18 protein-coding genes are annotated in these 15187 nt (G+C 44.8%); 13 read left to right on the top strand and 5 right to left on the bottom strand.

Going from position 1 to position 15187, the window contains the following annotated elements:
• Positions 1-100 precede the first annotated feature (100 nt).
• From DXC01_RS08540 to DXC01_RS08520, 5 genes are all read right to left on the bottom strand, one after another.
• The gene (locus DXC01_RS08540) at positions 101-910 is read right to left on the bottom strand and encodes a sensor histidine kinase (protein ID WP_330427647.1); all 810 of its coding nucleotides are present in this window, start codon (positions 908-910) and stop codon (positions 101-103) included.
• An 82-nt stretch (positions 911-992) separates the two neighbouring features.
• On the bottom strand, positions 993-1670 hold the full coding sequence (locus DXC01_RS08535; protein ID WP_118698703.1) for a response regulator transcription factor: 678 nt from the start codon (positions 1668-1670) through the stop codon (positions 993-995).
• Positions 1671-1686: 16 nt separating this feature from the next.
• Complete coding sequence (locus DXC01_RS08530; RefSeq protein ID WP_118661309.1) at positions 1687-2859, bottom strand: hypothetical protein; 1173 nt, start codon at positions 2857-2859, stop codon at positions 1687-1689.
• A 33-nt stretch (positions 2860-2892) separates the two neighbouring features.
• Positions 2893-3336 (bottom strand): GNAT family N-acetyltransferase, encoded by a 444-nt coding sequence (locus tag DXC01_RS08525; protein ID WP_118661308.1) that lies wholly within the window; start codon positions 3334-3336, stop codon positions 2893-2895.
• 9 nt (positions 3337-3345) lie between these two features.
• The gene (locus DXC01_RS08520; RefSeq protein WP_118698702.1) at positions 3346-4455 is read right to left on the bottom strand and encodes a DUF6076 domain-containing protein; all 1110 of its coding nucleotides are present in this window, start codon (positions 4453-4455) and stop codon (positions 3346-3348) included.
• 222 nt (positions 4456-4677) lie between these two features.
• Here DXC01_RS08520 and DXC01_RS08515 point away from each other — a divergent pair, with 222 nt between their 5' ends.
• The 13 genes from DXC01_RS08515 to DXC01_RS08460 all read left to right on the top strand — a co-directional run bounded on the left by DXC01_RS08515 (position 4678) and on the right by DXC01_RS08460 (position 15062).
• Positions 4678-5298, top strand: coding sequence for a CHC2 zinc finger domain-containing protein (locus DXC01_RS08515; RefSeq protein ID WP_118661307.1), 621 nt, complete (start codon positions 4678-4680; stop codon positions 5296-5298).
• On the top strand, positions 5273-6664 hold the full coding sequence (locus DXC01_RS08510) for a DNA primase family protein (RefSeq protein WP_118661306.1): 1392 nt from the start codon (positions 5273-5275) through the stop codon (positions 6662-6664). The genes DXC01_RS08515 and DXC01_RS08510 overlap by 26 nt, the downstream gene beginning before the upstream one ends.
• 369 nt (positions 6665-7033) lie before the next feature.
• On the top strand, positions 7034-8323 hold the full coding sequence (locus tag DXC01_RS08505; protein WP_118661305.1) for a plasmid recombination protein: 1290 nt from the start codon (positions 7034-7036) through the stop codon (positions 8321-8323).
• Between the two features lie 15 nt (positions 8324-8338).
• Positions 8339-8524: a hypothetical protein gene (locus DXC01_RS08500; RefSeq protein ID WP_118661304.1), complete on the top strand. Its 186-nt coding sequence runs from the start codon at positions 8339-8341 to the stop codon at positions 8522-8524.
• A 157-nt stretch (positions 8525-8681) separates the two neighbouring features.
• Positions 8682-8843 (top strand): hypothetical protein, encoded by a 162-nt coding sequence (locus DXC01_RS08495; protein ID WP_330427646.1) that lies wholly within the window; start codon positions 8682-8684, stop codon positions 8841-8843.
• Positions 8824-10500 (top strand): recombinase family protein, encoded by a 1677-nt coding sequence (locus tag DXC01_RS08490; RefSeq protein ID WP_118698743.1) that lies wholly within the window; start codon positions 8824-8826, stop codon positions 10498-10500. Before DXC01_RS08495 ends, DXC01_RS08490 begins: the two co-directional genes overlap by 20 nt.
• A gap of 286 nt (positions 10501-10786) precedes the next feature.
• Positions 10787-11254, top strand: a complete 468-nt coding sequence (locus DXC01_RS08485) for a DUF6075 family protein (RefSeq protein ID WP_117548357.1) — start codon at positions 10787-10789, stop codon at positions 11252-11254.
• Positions 11241-11405, top strand: a complete 165-nt coding sequence (locus DXC01_RS20290; protein WP_166462287.1) for a hypothetical protein — start codon at positions 11241-11243, stop codon at positions 11403-11405. The genes DXC01_RS08485 and DXC01_RS20290 overlap by 14 nt, the downstream gene beginning before the upstream one ends.
• Before the next feature lie 15 nt (positions 11406-11420).
• Complete coding sequence (locus DXC01_RS08480; protein WP_096241086.1) at positions 11421-12197, top strand: ParA family protein; 777 nt, start codon at positions 11421-11423, stop codon at positions 12195-12197.
• Positions 12190-13095 carry a ParB/RepB/Spo0J family partition protein gene (locus DXC01_RS08475; protein WP_117548358.1) on the top strand — a complete coding sequence of 302 codons (906 nt, stop codon included), beginning with the start codon at positions 12190-12192 and terminating at the stop codon, positions 13093-13095. Before DXC01_RS08480 ends, DXC01_RS08475 begins: the two co-directional genes overlap by 8 nt.
• On the top strand, positions 13076-14251 hold the full coding sequence (locus tag DXC01_RS08470) for a DUF6017 domain-containing protein (RefSeq protein WP_117548359.1): 1176 nt from the start codon (positions 13076-13078) through the stop codon (positions 14249-14251). The genes DXC01_RS08475 and DXC01_RS08470 overlap by 20 nt, the downstream gene beginning before the upstream one ends.
• 6 nt (positions 14252-14257) lie before the next feature.
• Entirely contained in the window at positions 14258-14596 is a 339-nt protein-coding gene (locus DXC01_RS08465) for a DUF6050 family protein (RefSeq protein WP_117494604.1), read from the top strand.
• A gap of 109 nt (positions 14597-14705) precedes the next feature.
• The gene (locus tag DXC01_RS08460; protein ID WP_083864366.1) at positions 14706-15062 is read left to right on the top strand and encodes a helix-turn-helix domain-containing protein; all 357 of its coding nucleotides are present in this window, start codon (positions 14706-14708) and stop codon (positions 15060-15062) included.
• Positions 15063-15187 lie beyond the last annotated feature (125 nt).

The following is a 15187-nucleotide window of genomic DNA, read 5'->3' as shown; positions in this document are numbered from 1 at the left end:
AAAGGAAATGATCCTTTGATACATACAGATTATCGCATAGGAATCTTTCCACATTCTTTCCGGCGGAAAATGAAATCTAACAGTTTTGATAGAATTGTTGTTATTTCGGCAGAAATATGGAAAACGTACTTCCTTTTCCCGGAACGGAAGCAACCTTGATATAACCGCCCTCGCCGGATATGATCTGTCGGGCAAGATATAAGCCGATGCCGACCCCTTCTTGTTTCTGCACACTATTTGAGCGGTAAAAGCGAGCAAATATCTTCGCTTGCTCATTTTCCGGTATGCCTGAACCGGTATCCGATATATCGATCCTTGCAAACATTTCGTAACTTACGGCAGAAATCCTGATTGTGCCATGCTCTGTATATTTGATGGCGTTGTCTACGATATTAGCCAGCGCTTCCGCTGTCCATTTGAAGTCGAATACAGCAAAAGCATCTGTATCCTGCATTTGCAAAGACAATCCTTTTTCAGAAGCCTTGGCAGTATATTGTTCTACCACACTTTCAAGCAGCGGCTGCAGCGCTGCTTGCTGAGGGGAGAGTGAAATGATCCCGTTTTCCAGTCTGGAAAGCTTTACGAGAGAATCGATCAAAAATCGCAGCTTTTCCGATTGTTTGTACAGCGCCTCCACATTTGCCTTCGCCGATGCAGGCATAGTTTCCTCCTTCAGAAGCTCGCTGTATAACAGCAGGTTTGCAATCGGCGTTTTTGTCTGGTGCGAGATGTCCGCAATCAAGGTTTTGATTTTGTCTTTTTCCTGCGCTACATTTCGAGAAGATGCTTCTGCTGCGGAAAGATAGTGTGCAAACTTTGTTTCCAAAGCAGACAGCCGGCTTTCATCAAAATTGGTTTCAGAAAAGGAGCCGGTCATGGCAGCGTCCAGCATCCTTTCGATTTCTTCCATCGTTTTTCTGGTCTTTCTCCGCTCCCATAACACAACAGCTGCCGCCGCCAGAAAACACAGCAGTATGATCACAATACCGGTTTTATTCATCTTTTGTCACCCAGCTATAACCGATTCCATAGACGGTTTTAATGTATTTCTGTGCACCAAGCTTATCCCTCAGACGCTTGATCGTAACAGACAAAGCATTTTCATCCACATATTCTGCGCCATCTGTCCAGATCCGGTCGACAAGGTCTCCACGGGTCATGGTTCGACCACGATTTTCAACAAGCAGACGCAGTAATTTTTGTTCTGTTTTGCTCAATTCCACTTTTGAATCTCCCACATAAAAGATCATAGCCTCAAAGTCAAAGTGAAATAGATCCATATGGAACGGCGCATTTTTATGGTTTGACGCTTGCTTTCGCAGTTGGGTATTCACCCTTGCCCGCAAAACCGAAAGAGAAAAGGGCTTGGTAATGTAATCATCAGCGCCCCTCTCCAGTCCGTCTACGATGTCCAGATCGGTGTCATTGGCAGTCAGCAGAATAACAGGAATATAGGGTGTGTTTTCCTTGACCTCCCGGAGCAACTCGAGCCCGCTGCCATCCGGCAGATTGATATCCAGCAGGATCAGGGATACACCGCCGCAAAGAAGCTGTTCCTTCGCCGCTTTTAGGTCTTGGCAGGAAATGATCTGACGGTCATCTGCTTTCAGTGCTTTACTTAAACCCTGATTCAACCCTATATCATCTTCAATAATCAATAATTGTTCCATGTATCTCACTCCCTCGTTATTCAAAGGCCACCATTATTTCCTTGGGTAATTTTTCGTTCTCACAGTTCAGAAGATAGGCGATTGCTCTGCTTGCAAATTTGTTTGTTTTCACTGTATCCCAATCGGCAAGCAAAATGACCTCTGCCTTGCCGTTCTCAAAATCTAATGATATTTCGCCCCATTCGCCGTCGCAGTCTGCCTGATATTCGTAGATTGCGGCGGCGATTTTCTTTTTTCGCTTAATCTTGGATTTCTGTTTTAGCCGGACTGCATGGATTGCGCCCTCGGCAACCAACAATTCCGTCAACTTGTCCACTGCTTTTCGGTAGGCTCGTTCTGCACCGCTGGCTGTACTGCCCTCAAACATAACCGCCAGTTCTTCAAAGGTGGGGCGGTCTTTCCATGAGCTGACACGCCCACAGGTCATGCAAATTGCTAACCGTTTTTCGAGCAAGGTCTGTTCCCGGTAATTCAGTTTCTCAAATGCCCGCTGCACCTTTTCTGCCTGTATGCCGTTCCAGAGGATATCGGTATAGTTCCAGCTATCGTCAAGGGCTACATCCTCGCCTGTTTCTTCGCCGTCCTCGTCTGTGACATAGAAAGGCTGCTGATTGCGGATTCCACGGACAACTTTCAGATATTCTTCCGCAAGGGCAAGATCGCAGTTGTATTTCTTGGAAAATTCGTTGACCGCATCCTTGGTATTGTGGTACAGCCAAGCCATTGACCGCACCATTTTGTAATTGGTCAGAGAGGACACCGACCATTTTTCTTCGCCCATGCGAAAACGGAGCATAGCATCCCGGATGAACGGGAAAATGTATGTAGCATACTCTGCACCCTTGGCAGGGTCATAGTCCATCAGCTTTTGAAGCATTTGCTCCCGGCAGGAGAGCTTTATATCTATAAATCGGTCTGTGTCGTACAGATCGCCGCCATCCATGCCGAGAAAGGATTTGATACGCTTGTTGAGTTGCGGCTCGTAGTGATGTAGGAAAAACGAAAAATAAAGCAAATTCTTTTCCTGCAAGGCAGACAGGATATATTCATTCAGACTATCTACCTTGGGCGGCTCCGGTTCCAGTTGGAAGATGCGCTCTGCCACATAGGGAATGATGCTATCGCCGTGCGGATTGACATGGTGTTTCGGTATGTATCCGGTCATATTCCATGTAAAATCATTCAGCATAGCGCACCTCCTTCCGGTTTACCATATCAGCATTTAGAACTTTCTTTGCAAATACACCATATCCACCAACTGTACACCACCTTCATATATTGGGTGGTCATAATTGTCTGTAAAGAAATTTGGTATTATGTGAGAAAGGACAAAACCACATTTTTCATAGAATGGTATTGTCAGTGGACTATCGCCCGTTCCAACTTGCAGAACAGCATATTGTCCGCTGTATTTCTCGATGATAAAGTCAATCAAAGCTTTTGCATAGCCTTTGCCTTGATGTTCTGGAACTGTTGCAATGTTCTTAATTTCAAGCACACCATTTCTTTCGCCGGTTATGACACATTCGCTTTTAACTCCATTATCATCGAGGATATACATCCTGCCATTATCAAGATAGCGATCTACCATGTTTTCCTGCTCATCAGCCAATAACAGCAAATCCAGATATTCCTTTTTGTTTTCTGTAACTTCAATAATTTTCATTGTTTATACCTATAAGTTATTTTTATTCAATGCTTCTTTCTTCAAAGCCGCCTGTCCCATCTCTTTTTCGTAATCTCCCTTGGCATAGTCTACATTGCTCAATGCCCGGAGCATCTTATCTTTTGCCAGCTTCTTCATAACCTCCGCAAGATCAGCGTCCAGAGTACCACGCTTCACATAGCGGTTTATGGTATTCAGCCGCTTCTCATAAATCTGTTTCACCGGATGATCGTCCGCAAGCTCCCGTTGTTCTCTGCCTTTTAGGTTGCCGATCTGCCGACAGGTGCGGTGCAGCTTGTCCCCCGGTGCATATCCGCCGCAGTATTTGGTGTGCCTTGCGTTGGTGGTCAGAAACCACTTTCCGCAGATTTTGCATTTCTTCGGTGCATGACCAACACACAGGCCCTCAAAGAGATCAGACCGGAACATCCCCACAAAGGATACATAGTGCATCCGCTTGACCAGCTTCGCAACTTTTTCGCCGGGACGGATGACGGATACATACTGAACGGAATTGTTCAGGGTAGACATCCAGGTATTGCCCTCCGTGATGGAAAACTCCGGCGGGAAATAATTGCCGAACATTCTGGCAAAGCCCTCTGCGGTGCGGTCAGCTTCGTTGCCGTCTGATTTTTCTGCAAAATCAAGCATGGCCGTTTGGTATTCCCCAAGGGAGTAGGCCAGATGCCCGCATACAGCGGTATAGCGCTGGAGCGTGATTGCTTCGGCATAGTTCTGGATTTCTTCAAATTGCAAAGAATTGGTTGCGGCTTTTGTGGCAAACTCCACATATTTCAAGGCATTTTCGGCAGTAAAAACCCTTTCTATCCGTTCTCTGTGCTTTGGTATGTCCATATAAGAGAACGGCGGGGTTTCGCTGAGAGTATCCAGCATCGCCAGAGTAGCTCCCCTTGCCATAGGACAGAGTGCAGAAGCGTCCTGTCCGGCGTTTAATGTTCCGAGCAGCAGATTGATTTTCTCGCATTGCTCGTTCGCCTTTGCAATGGTATCCGCAGGGACATTCAGTGCATCACAGGCAAGCGTACCGACAGGAAATGTTTTGCCCTCATATATGACCGTATCCTGCCAAAAATCCAAAGTCATCAATTCTTGGTTCATGCTTGCCCTCCTGTCCTGTTTTTCCATTTTTCTAATTATATCATGTAAATGTGAAGAAATCTACGTCCTCAGATAAGTTGTCCTGTTTTTTGAAACAGGATTGTCCTGTCATTAGCCTGTTTTTTGAAAAATTCGGCATAACCATAATAGAAGGAGCGAAGCACCTGCCAATCACGGCGGGTGCTTCGTGCTTTCCAGAATATTATGAACGGAGGTTTTTCTATGACCATCTATGAAACCATCAAGGCGGCAATCAGCATCAAGCAAGCCGCCGAACACTATGGGCTGAAAGTGAGCCACAACGGAATGACTTGCTGCCCGTTCCACCACGACCGGCATCCGAGCTTGAAGCTGAATAAGGACTATTTCTTCTGTTTCGGCTGTGGAGCAAAGGGAGATGTGATCGACCTTATGGCAAGGCTGTTCAATATGAGCAGCTATGAGACAGCGCAAAAGCTGGCTTCGGACTTCGGGCTTAACCCGAAACCGCCCACTGCCGCAGCTATGGCCAAGCTCAAACGTCCCTATATCCGTCAGTTCCGGGAGGATGAAATGCTGTGCTTCCGGGTGCTGACGGATTATCTGCATCTGCTGGAAGATTGGAAAGTACGATACGCACCCAAGACACCGGAAAATGCTCTGGATGATCGTTTTGTGGAAGCTTGCCAGATGCACTGCCATATCGAATATATGGCAGACGTGCTGACCGTGGGCGATTTGGAAGAACGGGTTGCTGTGGTGGACAAGCTGATGAAGGAGGGCAAGATTGCTTTTCTGCAAGAGTACACCGCACGAAAGAAGAAGGAGGTGGCGTACCATGGCGAAGAACCGAAAAACGCCTGATATGAACTTGCCCATGTGGTTTGATGGGCAGAACATCAACGAAGCTCTGTTTTGTGAAGAATTTCTGCATGAGCGCAGAATCATCTTTGCAGACGGAGCTTTTTTCACGCCCGATGGTAGAGTGACGGACGATCTCCCATTGCGTGGGGAGATTTACGACAAGCTGAAATTCTGTGCTGCGAACAATATCCCACGGAAGATCACCAACATTCTGGAAGTGCTGAAACTGGAAGCACAAGTGCCGGACTTTCCGCCGGAGCAGGATCGCATTCATGTGTCCAACGGTACGCTGCTGCTGAACGGAACATTTACCGAGGGCAGACCGGCTATCGTGCGAAGTCGTCTGCCTGTTGCTTACAATCTCGATGCTACTGCGCCGGTGATCTGGCTGAACTTTCTGGATGGGCTGCTCCATGCGGAGGACATCCCCACTTTGCAGGAGTTCATTGGCTACTGTCTGATTCCCTCCAACAAGGGACAGCGCATGATGGTGATTAAGGGGAACGGCGGCGAGGGCAAATCCCAAATCGGAGCTGCGCTTTCTGCTATCTTTGGCACGAATATGAAAGACGGCAGCATCGGCAAGATTTCTGAAAACCGCTTCGCCCGTGCCGATCTGGAACACATCCTGCTGTGCGTGGATGATGATATGCGGATGGAAGCTCTGCGCCAGACCAACTATGTAAAATCCATCGTGACAGCACAGGGCAAGATGGATTTGGAACGTAAAGGCAAGCAGAGTTATCAGGGCTGGATGTTCGCCCGGCTGCTGGCATTCAGTAACGGTGATCTGCAAGCCCTGTATGACCGCAGTGACGGATTTTATCGCAGACAGCTTGTGCTGACTACCAAGGAAAAGCCGGTGGACAGAGCTGACGATCCTGACCTTGCAGAGAAGATGAAAGCTGAAGCCGAGGGTATCTTCCTATGGGCATTTGAAGGCTTACAGCGGCTTGTTGCCAACAACTTTAAGTTTACGGAGAGTGACCGTATCCGGGAAAACCGGGAAGCGGTCAAGCGTGACAACAACAATATCTTTGATTTCATGGATTCCGAGGGATATATCCGGCGTAAAGCGGATGCGTCCATCAGCTCCAAGGATTTCTATGAAATCTATCGGATGTGGTGCGAAGAAAATTCCCTTGCACCGCTGAAAGCCCGCAGCTTCAGCGACGCCATGATTGCCAATGCCAAGAAATTCAATCTGGAGCATTGCAACAACATCACCAACTCTGCCGGACGACGGGTGTGGGGATTCATGGGCGTGGAAGCCATTGCACGACCTCATATAAATGGGTTTTACGGAAATTCGCCGTGTACGTACGTACCGGAGGACATTCCGGAGGAATGGCGGCAGGTCGAGTAAATCCCATTGGCTGGTACGTATGTACGCAGCAAAAGAGCGTGAAACGCTTGTGATAGAAACAGCTCATTTCCTTTATTTGGGCTGTTTCTATTGCAGTGAAAGATTTGATTTTCACTGCCGCCGGGATGGGTGGTGTTTCGCAAAACAGCAGCTATCCGGGCTGAACAACAGAAAACGATGCAGACAGTTTTCGGGCAGTTCAGCAGAGGTCACCGCAGTGACCGCATTCCCCCTCGGGAGAGCCCTCGGAGAGCCCACGGCACTTTGCAGCCAGTATGGATGAAAGTGTCATAGTGGGTTATTACACTTTGAAAAAGTGCCTCTCCGTAGTTCTCCGCTGTCTGCAAATCTCAAAGAAAGGAAACGCCAATGGCAAGAAACGATGGAATAGACCGTACCGTAGCCAGAAATCAGGACTTGGGAAACCCGGCAGATGTGGCAAAGGTACAGGAACACAATGAGCGTGAAAAGGACAGCTACAGCAATCAGGACATCGTGCCGGAACGCACTTCTCTGAACGTCCATTTCAAAGCACCCACGGACGATTATGTAAAAATGTTTGAGCAGATGGAACAAGACGGCGTGATCTCCACCAGAGGTCTGAAACCGGATGCCGTCAAATACGGTGAGTTGGCATTTGATGTGAATTCCGCTTATTTCTACAATCATGGCGGCTATGAATTTGCGAAACAGTTTTATGCCGATGCCTACAAAGCTGCTGCGGAGATCGTAGGTGGTGAGCAGTATATCCTCTCCGCTGTGATGCACGCCGATGAGCGCAACCGAGCAATGTCCGAAGCTTTGGGCGAAAATGTGTACCACTACCACCTTCATGTGGTTTATATCCCGGTGGTGGAAAAGCAGATACTTTGGTCGAAGCGATGCAAGGATGAAGCCCTCCGGGGAACCGTTAAGGAGGTCATCACACAGGTCAGCCGCAGTAAGAAATGGGAGTCCAAGCCGGTGCTTGACGAGGACGGTAATCCAATGTTGAACGCAAGAGGAAAAAAGATTTTGAAGTCATCCTACAGTGTGTTGCAGGATGACTTTTTTCATTTCATGCGAGTTGCCGGATATACCGATCTGGAGCGTGGAGAACGTGGAAGCACCGAGGAACATCTGACTGTGACCCAGTTCAAGGTGCAGGCAGAACAGCAGCGGCTGGAAACTGTGGCCGGGCAGGTAGCACAGGCAGAGCAGAGTTTGGAGGATGCCAAAGCTGCCACAGCAAAACAGAAAAAGAAACTGGAAGCGCTGCAAAAGGAAACCAAGACGGCAAAGACTCTTGCACTGACGGTGCAGGATATTGAAGCGATGGGCAAGAAGGCCATATTCGGAAACAATATCACTCTGACACCGGATGAATGCCGCACACTCAAAGATTATGCTGTCAGTAGCTTTGCGGAAAAGGCAGAGAAGATCAAGTACAAGCAGAAATTCGAGCAAGCGGAGAAAAGTGCAAAAACATGGAAGCAGCGGTACGATGCGCTGCATGAACAATATCAAGAGCTGAAAAAGAAAGCCCAGCCCTTCTTGGATGCACTGGAAATCGCATCCGAAAGGGTTCGGGCTTTTCTTGATGTTGTCCTCAGCAAAGGAAAAGAAACGCAGGAGCACGAACACACTGCACGGAAGCGTGGACAGGATATGGAACTTTGATGGAGGAATCGCCTATTGAAGAAATATTATGAGGAAGCGAAATATAATGCGGCATTTGACCGCTGTGTGGATGTTATGAGCCAGATGCTCCAGAAATATGGACATCAGGTTTTGGATAAATTGGAACAGGACGCTCCGCAGGAAGTGGAGCATTCCGAGAAAAGTAATCAAGCGCAGCCTTTGACGGATAAGGCTGCGTAAAAATTTACAATTTACACGTTGCGTACTTGTTGCGGATATGCTATAATATGTACGCAACGTGTATTTTTGCTTTTAGGGAGATAGGCAGATGGATTGTAAAAACAGAATTATAAAGTTGCGGGAAAGCACGGGATTAAACCGGAAGGACTTTTGCAAGTTGGTTCATATACCATACCGGACGATGACCGAGTGGGAATTGGACAACCGCCATGCACCGGATTATGTGCTGTGGCTTTTGGAGTATTATATCCGTAACGAAGGACTTGTGGTAAAAGAAATGAACGAAGGAGGTGGCGATTCTGAAAAAGAAACAACTTAAATGTTATCTATATACGAGAGTGTCCACCTCCATGCAGGTTGACGGGTACAGCTTGGATGCCCAACGTGACAAGCTGCGGAAGTATGCGGCATACGAGGATATGATCGTTGCCGGGGAGTATTCTGACGAAGGATTTTCCGGCAAGAACATCCAAGGGCGGCAGGAGTTTCAACGGATGCTGAATGACATCCAGGACGGCAAAGATGATGTTTCTTATGTGCTGGTCTTTAAGCTGTCCCGATTTGGCAGAAATGCGGCGGATGTTCTGAACTCTTTGCAACTCATGCAGGATTTCGGTGTCAATCTGATCTGCGTGGAGGATGGCATTGACAGCTCCAAGGATGCAGGAAAGCTGATGATCTCTGTGCTGTCTGCGGTGGCAGAGATTGAGCGAGAAAATATCCGCACACAGACAATGGCAGGACGTGAGCAAAAGGCTCGTGAGGGCAAATGGAACGGCGGTTTCGCTCCATATGGATACAAACTGGAAAATGGAAACCTTGTCATTGCAGAGGATGAAGTTGAGGTGATCCGGGTCATTTATGACCGCTACATCCATACCAACGAGGGCGTTGCCGGAGTAGCCAAATATCTGAACCGCAACGGTTTTATCAAGAAGCTGCGGCAGAATAACACCATTCCCGGATTTTCAAGGAACTTTGTGCAGGACGTACTGGACAATCCCGTTTATATGGGTAAAATTGCTTACGGCAGACGGAGAACCGAAAAGAAACAGGGTACAAGAAATGAGATGCACGTGGTCGAGCAGTCGGAGTTCCCTGTTTACGATGGGCAGCACGAAGCCATTATTTCCGAAGAAGATTGGTATCTGGCACAGGAGAAGCGCAAGATCAATTCCTTTAAGCGGGAAAAGGTCAACAATCCAGATCACGCCCACATCCTGTCCGGTATCTTGAAATGCCCATGCTGTGGCAAGAGTATGTACGGCAATATCGCCAAGGCACACAGCAAGGACAAGAAAACACGGTATTATTACTACTGCAAAAATACGGTTACGCCTACCGGACATGAGTGCAGCTTCCGGTTGAATATCGAGCAGACAGAGATCAACAAATTTGTGGCGAAGGTTATCTCCGCTATGGTCAATAATCCACGGTTTGTAGAAGCGATTCAGGCGAAAATCGGAACAGCAGTTGATACAGAAGATATGGAAAAGCAGATAGCTGTCCTACAAGGGCGGCTAAAGCAAGCCTTTGGAACGAAAAGCCGCTTGGAGCGTCAGATGGATACCTTGGACATCAACGATGCCCACTATGACAGAAAAATTTTGGACTTGCAGCGCCGCTATGATGAGCAGTATGATACCATAGAGGAAATTGAAGTTCAGATTGGCGAATTGCAAAGTCAGATCCGCAGCATTCAGCAGGAGAAGATTTCCGGTGACAATATCTATCGCTTGTTGCTGGCATTTGATGAAGTCTACCATTCCGCAACGGAAGCGGAGCAGAAAGAGTTTATGAAGGCCTTTATCGAGCGAATTGAGATGTTCCCGGAGAAAAGGAAAGACGGAAGTTGGATAAAGAAGATTGTATTCAACTTTCCTGTGCCTGTTGATGGTGAGGAAGTGAAAGAACTTCCCTTGGAAACTAAAACAACTGTCGAGACTGCGGTGTTGCTACAAAGGAAAAATATGTAGAAATCCTTGAATTTACGCACTTTGTGGAGTTTTTCAGTTTCAGAAAAATAGGTGAAAATCACAAAGAAAAGAGCCTTGTGAAGAAAGTAACCGTTGTTGTTGCGTTAGACCTCGGGACGGGGAACACAAAGAATCTTGAATATGAAAATGAATAGAGAGCTATCAGATTATTGATAGATTATAGGGATACTTGTCAAAAGCGGGTGTCCCTATTTTTTATAGGGCATTCCAGAAATGGAGTGTCTTTTTTATACCAAAATATTAAAAATTCAGGAGGAAAACGAAAATGACAAACACAGCGTTAAGAGCAGAGAATAGCAATTCTCGCACAATTACTTTCAAGAGCAGGGAACACGAAAAATTTTATGAGGAATATCTGAAAAAATGCAGATATCAGGATGTCTACCATCGGGCTTTGATTTATTGCCTGGGTATCGACAGAGACACAAGAGATAATGTGAATAAAATCTATAATTTTAAAACTGGATGTGTAAAAACGGAATGCCTGCAGGAAGGGTGGCAGACCAGTGGAAGTTTACGAATTGTCCGTATGGCATTTAACCTGTATTGTAATGGAACACCAAGCGTCGGAGATTACGAAGCAGAAGAAGATCAGTTGAAAGAATGTCAGTGTTATACCGTAGAGGATCTGTTTTGCTGTGGATATGCCCGGTATTTCTGGGAAGCTATTAAAATCCGTTATCCAGAGTATTGCTTTTACAAAGACTGGGAGGATATATATGCTGAAAATTAGATTACAGGGTACTTTGAGGGACATTCAATGGTTTCGACGTATTTTGGAAAATCATAAGGAATTGGATGTCCTGGAAGTATCTGATGCTTATGCAAATAAAGGAACAAGTAAATATTTTCGTGTTTATGTAGAAGTAGAAGAAAAACAGTAAATCGGAGGAAGGTATATGTGTAAAGTAATTGCTATTGCAAATCAGAAGGGCGGAGTAGCCAAAACAACGACAACCATCAATCTGGGAGCCGGACTGACAAAGAATGGGAAAAAAGTAGTGCTGGTAGATGCAGATCCGCAGGGACATCTGACAATGGGAATGGGATTTCCCAAAAATCTCAAAGTGACTTTAAAGAGTATGATGGAAAATATCATCATGGGACTGGAGTTTGATCCAAAGGAAGCAGTCTTGCACCATGAAGAAGGGATGGATCTGATTCCGTCCAATAAATTGCTTGCCGGAATGGATATGTCCTTATTTACTGTTGAGGATAGGGAAAAAGTACTGAAAGAGTATCTGGAACTATTGAAAGATGAATATGATTATATTCTGATTGACTGTATGCCATCATTGGGAATGCTGACAATCAATGCGTTGAGTGCAGCGGACAGCGTTCTGATTCCGGTACAGCCACAATATTATGCGGCGGATGGACTTATGGAATTACTGAAAGTGGTAAAAGGAATCCATCAGAGGTTTAATCCGGAATTGCAGATAGAAGGTATTTTGTTCACAATGGATAATTGCCGTTACAATAATGCAAAGAGAAACAAACAGGCAATTAAAACTACATATGGAAATGACATTAAGATTTTTGAGCAGACGATTCCGAGAACGGAAAGTCTTGCAGAAACAGCATCTGAAGGTGTAAGTATATTTGCTTATGATGGAAAAAGCAAAGGGGCAGACAGTTACAGAGAACTGGTTCAGGAGGTGTTGAAACATGCGTAGACCGAAAAAAGAGATTCAGCTTACCTCTTATGATGAGTTACTGGGATTAGAAGAATCACCGGAAAAGAGTATGAACCAGGTTGTGGAAATAGAACTGGAAAAGCTCTATCCTTTCAAAAATCATCCATTTCATGTAAGCGATGATGAAAAAATGGCTGAGACAGTAGAGAGTATTAAAAACTACGGTGTTTTAAATCCTGCTCTGGTAAGACCCCGATCAGAAGGTGGATATGAACTGATTTCAGGTCACAGGAGAAAAAGAGGCTGTGAACTGTGTGGCAAAACAACTATGCCGGTCCTTGTCCGAAACTATACAGATGATGAAGCTGTCATAATTATGGTCGATTCCAACATTCAGCGTGAAAATATTCTGCCAAGTGAAAAGGCCCATGCCTATAAGATGAAATATGATGCTATGAAGCACCAGGGAAGTAAAGGTGAAAAATATACGGCAGATATGGTTGGTGAAACAGCCGGGGACAGTGGAAGAACTGTGCAGAGATATATCCGTCTGGCTTCATTATCAGATGGATTATTGGAATATGTGGACGATAATAAAATCCCTATGATAGTGGGAGAAAAATTGTCTTATCTGAAACCACAGGAACAGGAATGGCTTCTGGAAGGAATTGTCAACAGTAATATCTTTCCGACAAAACAACAGGCAGAACAATTAAAGGAATGCAGTGCAAATGGAAAATTAAATCAGGGTTATATCTATGCCGTTTTATTGAAAAAAGAAAACAGTAAAATCAATGTAACCATTCCGGCAAAAAGAATCGGCAATTATTTTCCAGAGACATATTCTAAAGAACAGATAGAAGAAGTTATTTTTATGCTTTTGGATAAATGGAAACAAAACAGAGAAGGAGTAGCAGATGCAGAAGATACAGTTTGATTATTTTACGGGAATGGAAGCGGAACAATATAGCTTTTATCGTGTCCCGAAAGTGCTGTTTACAGAACCATGCTTTAAAGCTCTTTCTTGTGAAGCAAAGGTATTATACGGTCTGATGCTGGACCGTATGAGCCTGAGCATTAAGAACCGATGGCTGGATTCAGAGGACAGAGTATATATTATTTTCACGGTGGAAGAAATTGCAGAGCTGATGAACTGTGGAACCCAAAAGGCAGTGAAGCTGGTAAAAGAGTTGGACAGTAATAATGGGATTGGACTGATTGAAAAGAAACGTCTGGGTCTGGGAAAGCCTAATGTTATTTATGTGAAAAATTTTATGCTCAGAGAAGTGCCAGACCAAAAGCCGATGGATAGCTGTGCAGATTTGCAATCAGAGCAGAAAAATTATAGAAAATGTGCAGATCTGCAATCTGAGCAGGGAAACCATGAAGAATGTGCAAATCTGCAATCAGAAGCTGAGAATAGGGAAAAAACAGGCACTTTTCTGAATTGTGAAAATCATCATTCAGGAGTAGTGAAATCCACAATTCAGGATTGTGTGGAATCACAATTACAGAATGGTGAAAATCACAATTCAGGAATGATGAAAACCACAAATCAAGAATTTCCAGAATCACAATTCCAAAATTGTGAAAATCATCATTCAAGAATAGTGGAAATCACAAAACCAGAATATCCGAAATCACAATCTAATAATACTGATATTAACAAGACTGATATTAGTGAAACTGAGATAAATCAATCCTATCCAATCATATCAGGCAATCTGAAAAAGAAAAGAGATGTGATGGAGGAGATGCGGGCATATCGTGAAGTGATTCATGAAAACATAGATTATCAATATCATGCCAAAGAAGATGTGGATGAACTGGTAGAACTGATGATTGAAGTTATGATGATGCCGGAGGACAGTATGATTCGGATCGCAGGGACAGAAAAGCCAGTTGCTTTGGTGAAAAGCAGGTTTATGAAGCTGAATTATTCACATATCGAATATGTGCTGTTTTGTCTGAATCGAAATACGACCAAGGTTGGAAACATTAAAGCATATCTTTTGACTGCCCTGTATAATGCCCCGGCAACGATAAACAGCTATTATCAGGCAGAGGTTAATCACGATATGTATGGAGGATAAAGGAACATGAGAAATATGATAAAAAAAGTTATTGTTCCAGCACTGGTGATTGTTGTATTGTTTGCAGTGCTGAGACCGCTTTGTATCCAGGATGGGAAGTGCAATTATTTATTGCTGTTGCTACTGATGGGGATACCATTCGGAATTGGAAAAATGTGTGTCTGGATGGTTCCAAGAGGGTTTGACCTTGGAGGAACACTGGCAGTATGGATAATGAATTTTCTGATCGGAGGATTGATAGGAAGTGTCGTTCTTCTGGCAATGGTTGGACAGGCAATCATTTATCTTAGTGTTTTCTTGCTCACAGTTATTACAGGAATACATAAAATACCGAGAATAAAATGAAATAGATCTTTTGAAAAGCAGCTAAGACAAAATTAGCTGCTTTTTTTCTGGAAACTTTGCGACACAATGTCGTAAAGCTGGGATAAATTGCAGGAAAGGAGACACCGTATTGAGCAATCGTGCAATTTCCACAGAACTTATTGAATTGGGAGAACGAATCAGAAAACGCAGGCAGGAAATGAAGTTGTCACAGGAATCTTTTGCGGAAAAAGCAGGTATCAGTGTCAATACGGTCAGCAGGATAGAAGGAGGGCAAACGGCAATGTCTGTTGAGATTTTCAGGAAGATGATTGAGATCCTGGAAACAGATGCCAATATCCTGATGGGAAAAGAGAGGGACGATGCAGAAAAAAGAAAGCAGTTTGAGGAAGTATTTTATCGTATTCAGAAGATGGAATGGAAAGAGCAGAAAATTATCATGCAGACAATAGATTCACTGATAGAAAGTTTTAATGAGTACAGGTGAAATTTCACCATATATGGGGTGTAAAACAAAAAAACTCCCCATATATGCTAAGGATAATAGTTTTTTGTGCTGTTAAAATAGCAAACAGAGAGAAAGAGACAGAAACAAGGAAGGGAGACAGGATT

It is taken from the genome of Blautia sp. OM07-19 (genome assembly GCF_003481595.1).
In the GTDB taxonomy this organism is placed as follows: Bacteria; Bacillota; Clostridia; order Lachnospirales; family Lachnospiraceae; genus Blautia_A; species Blautia_A intestinihominis.
Note: the sequence above shows the minus strand (reverse complement) of the source record. Positions and strands in the feature narration are given on the sequence as shown.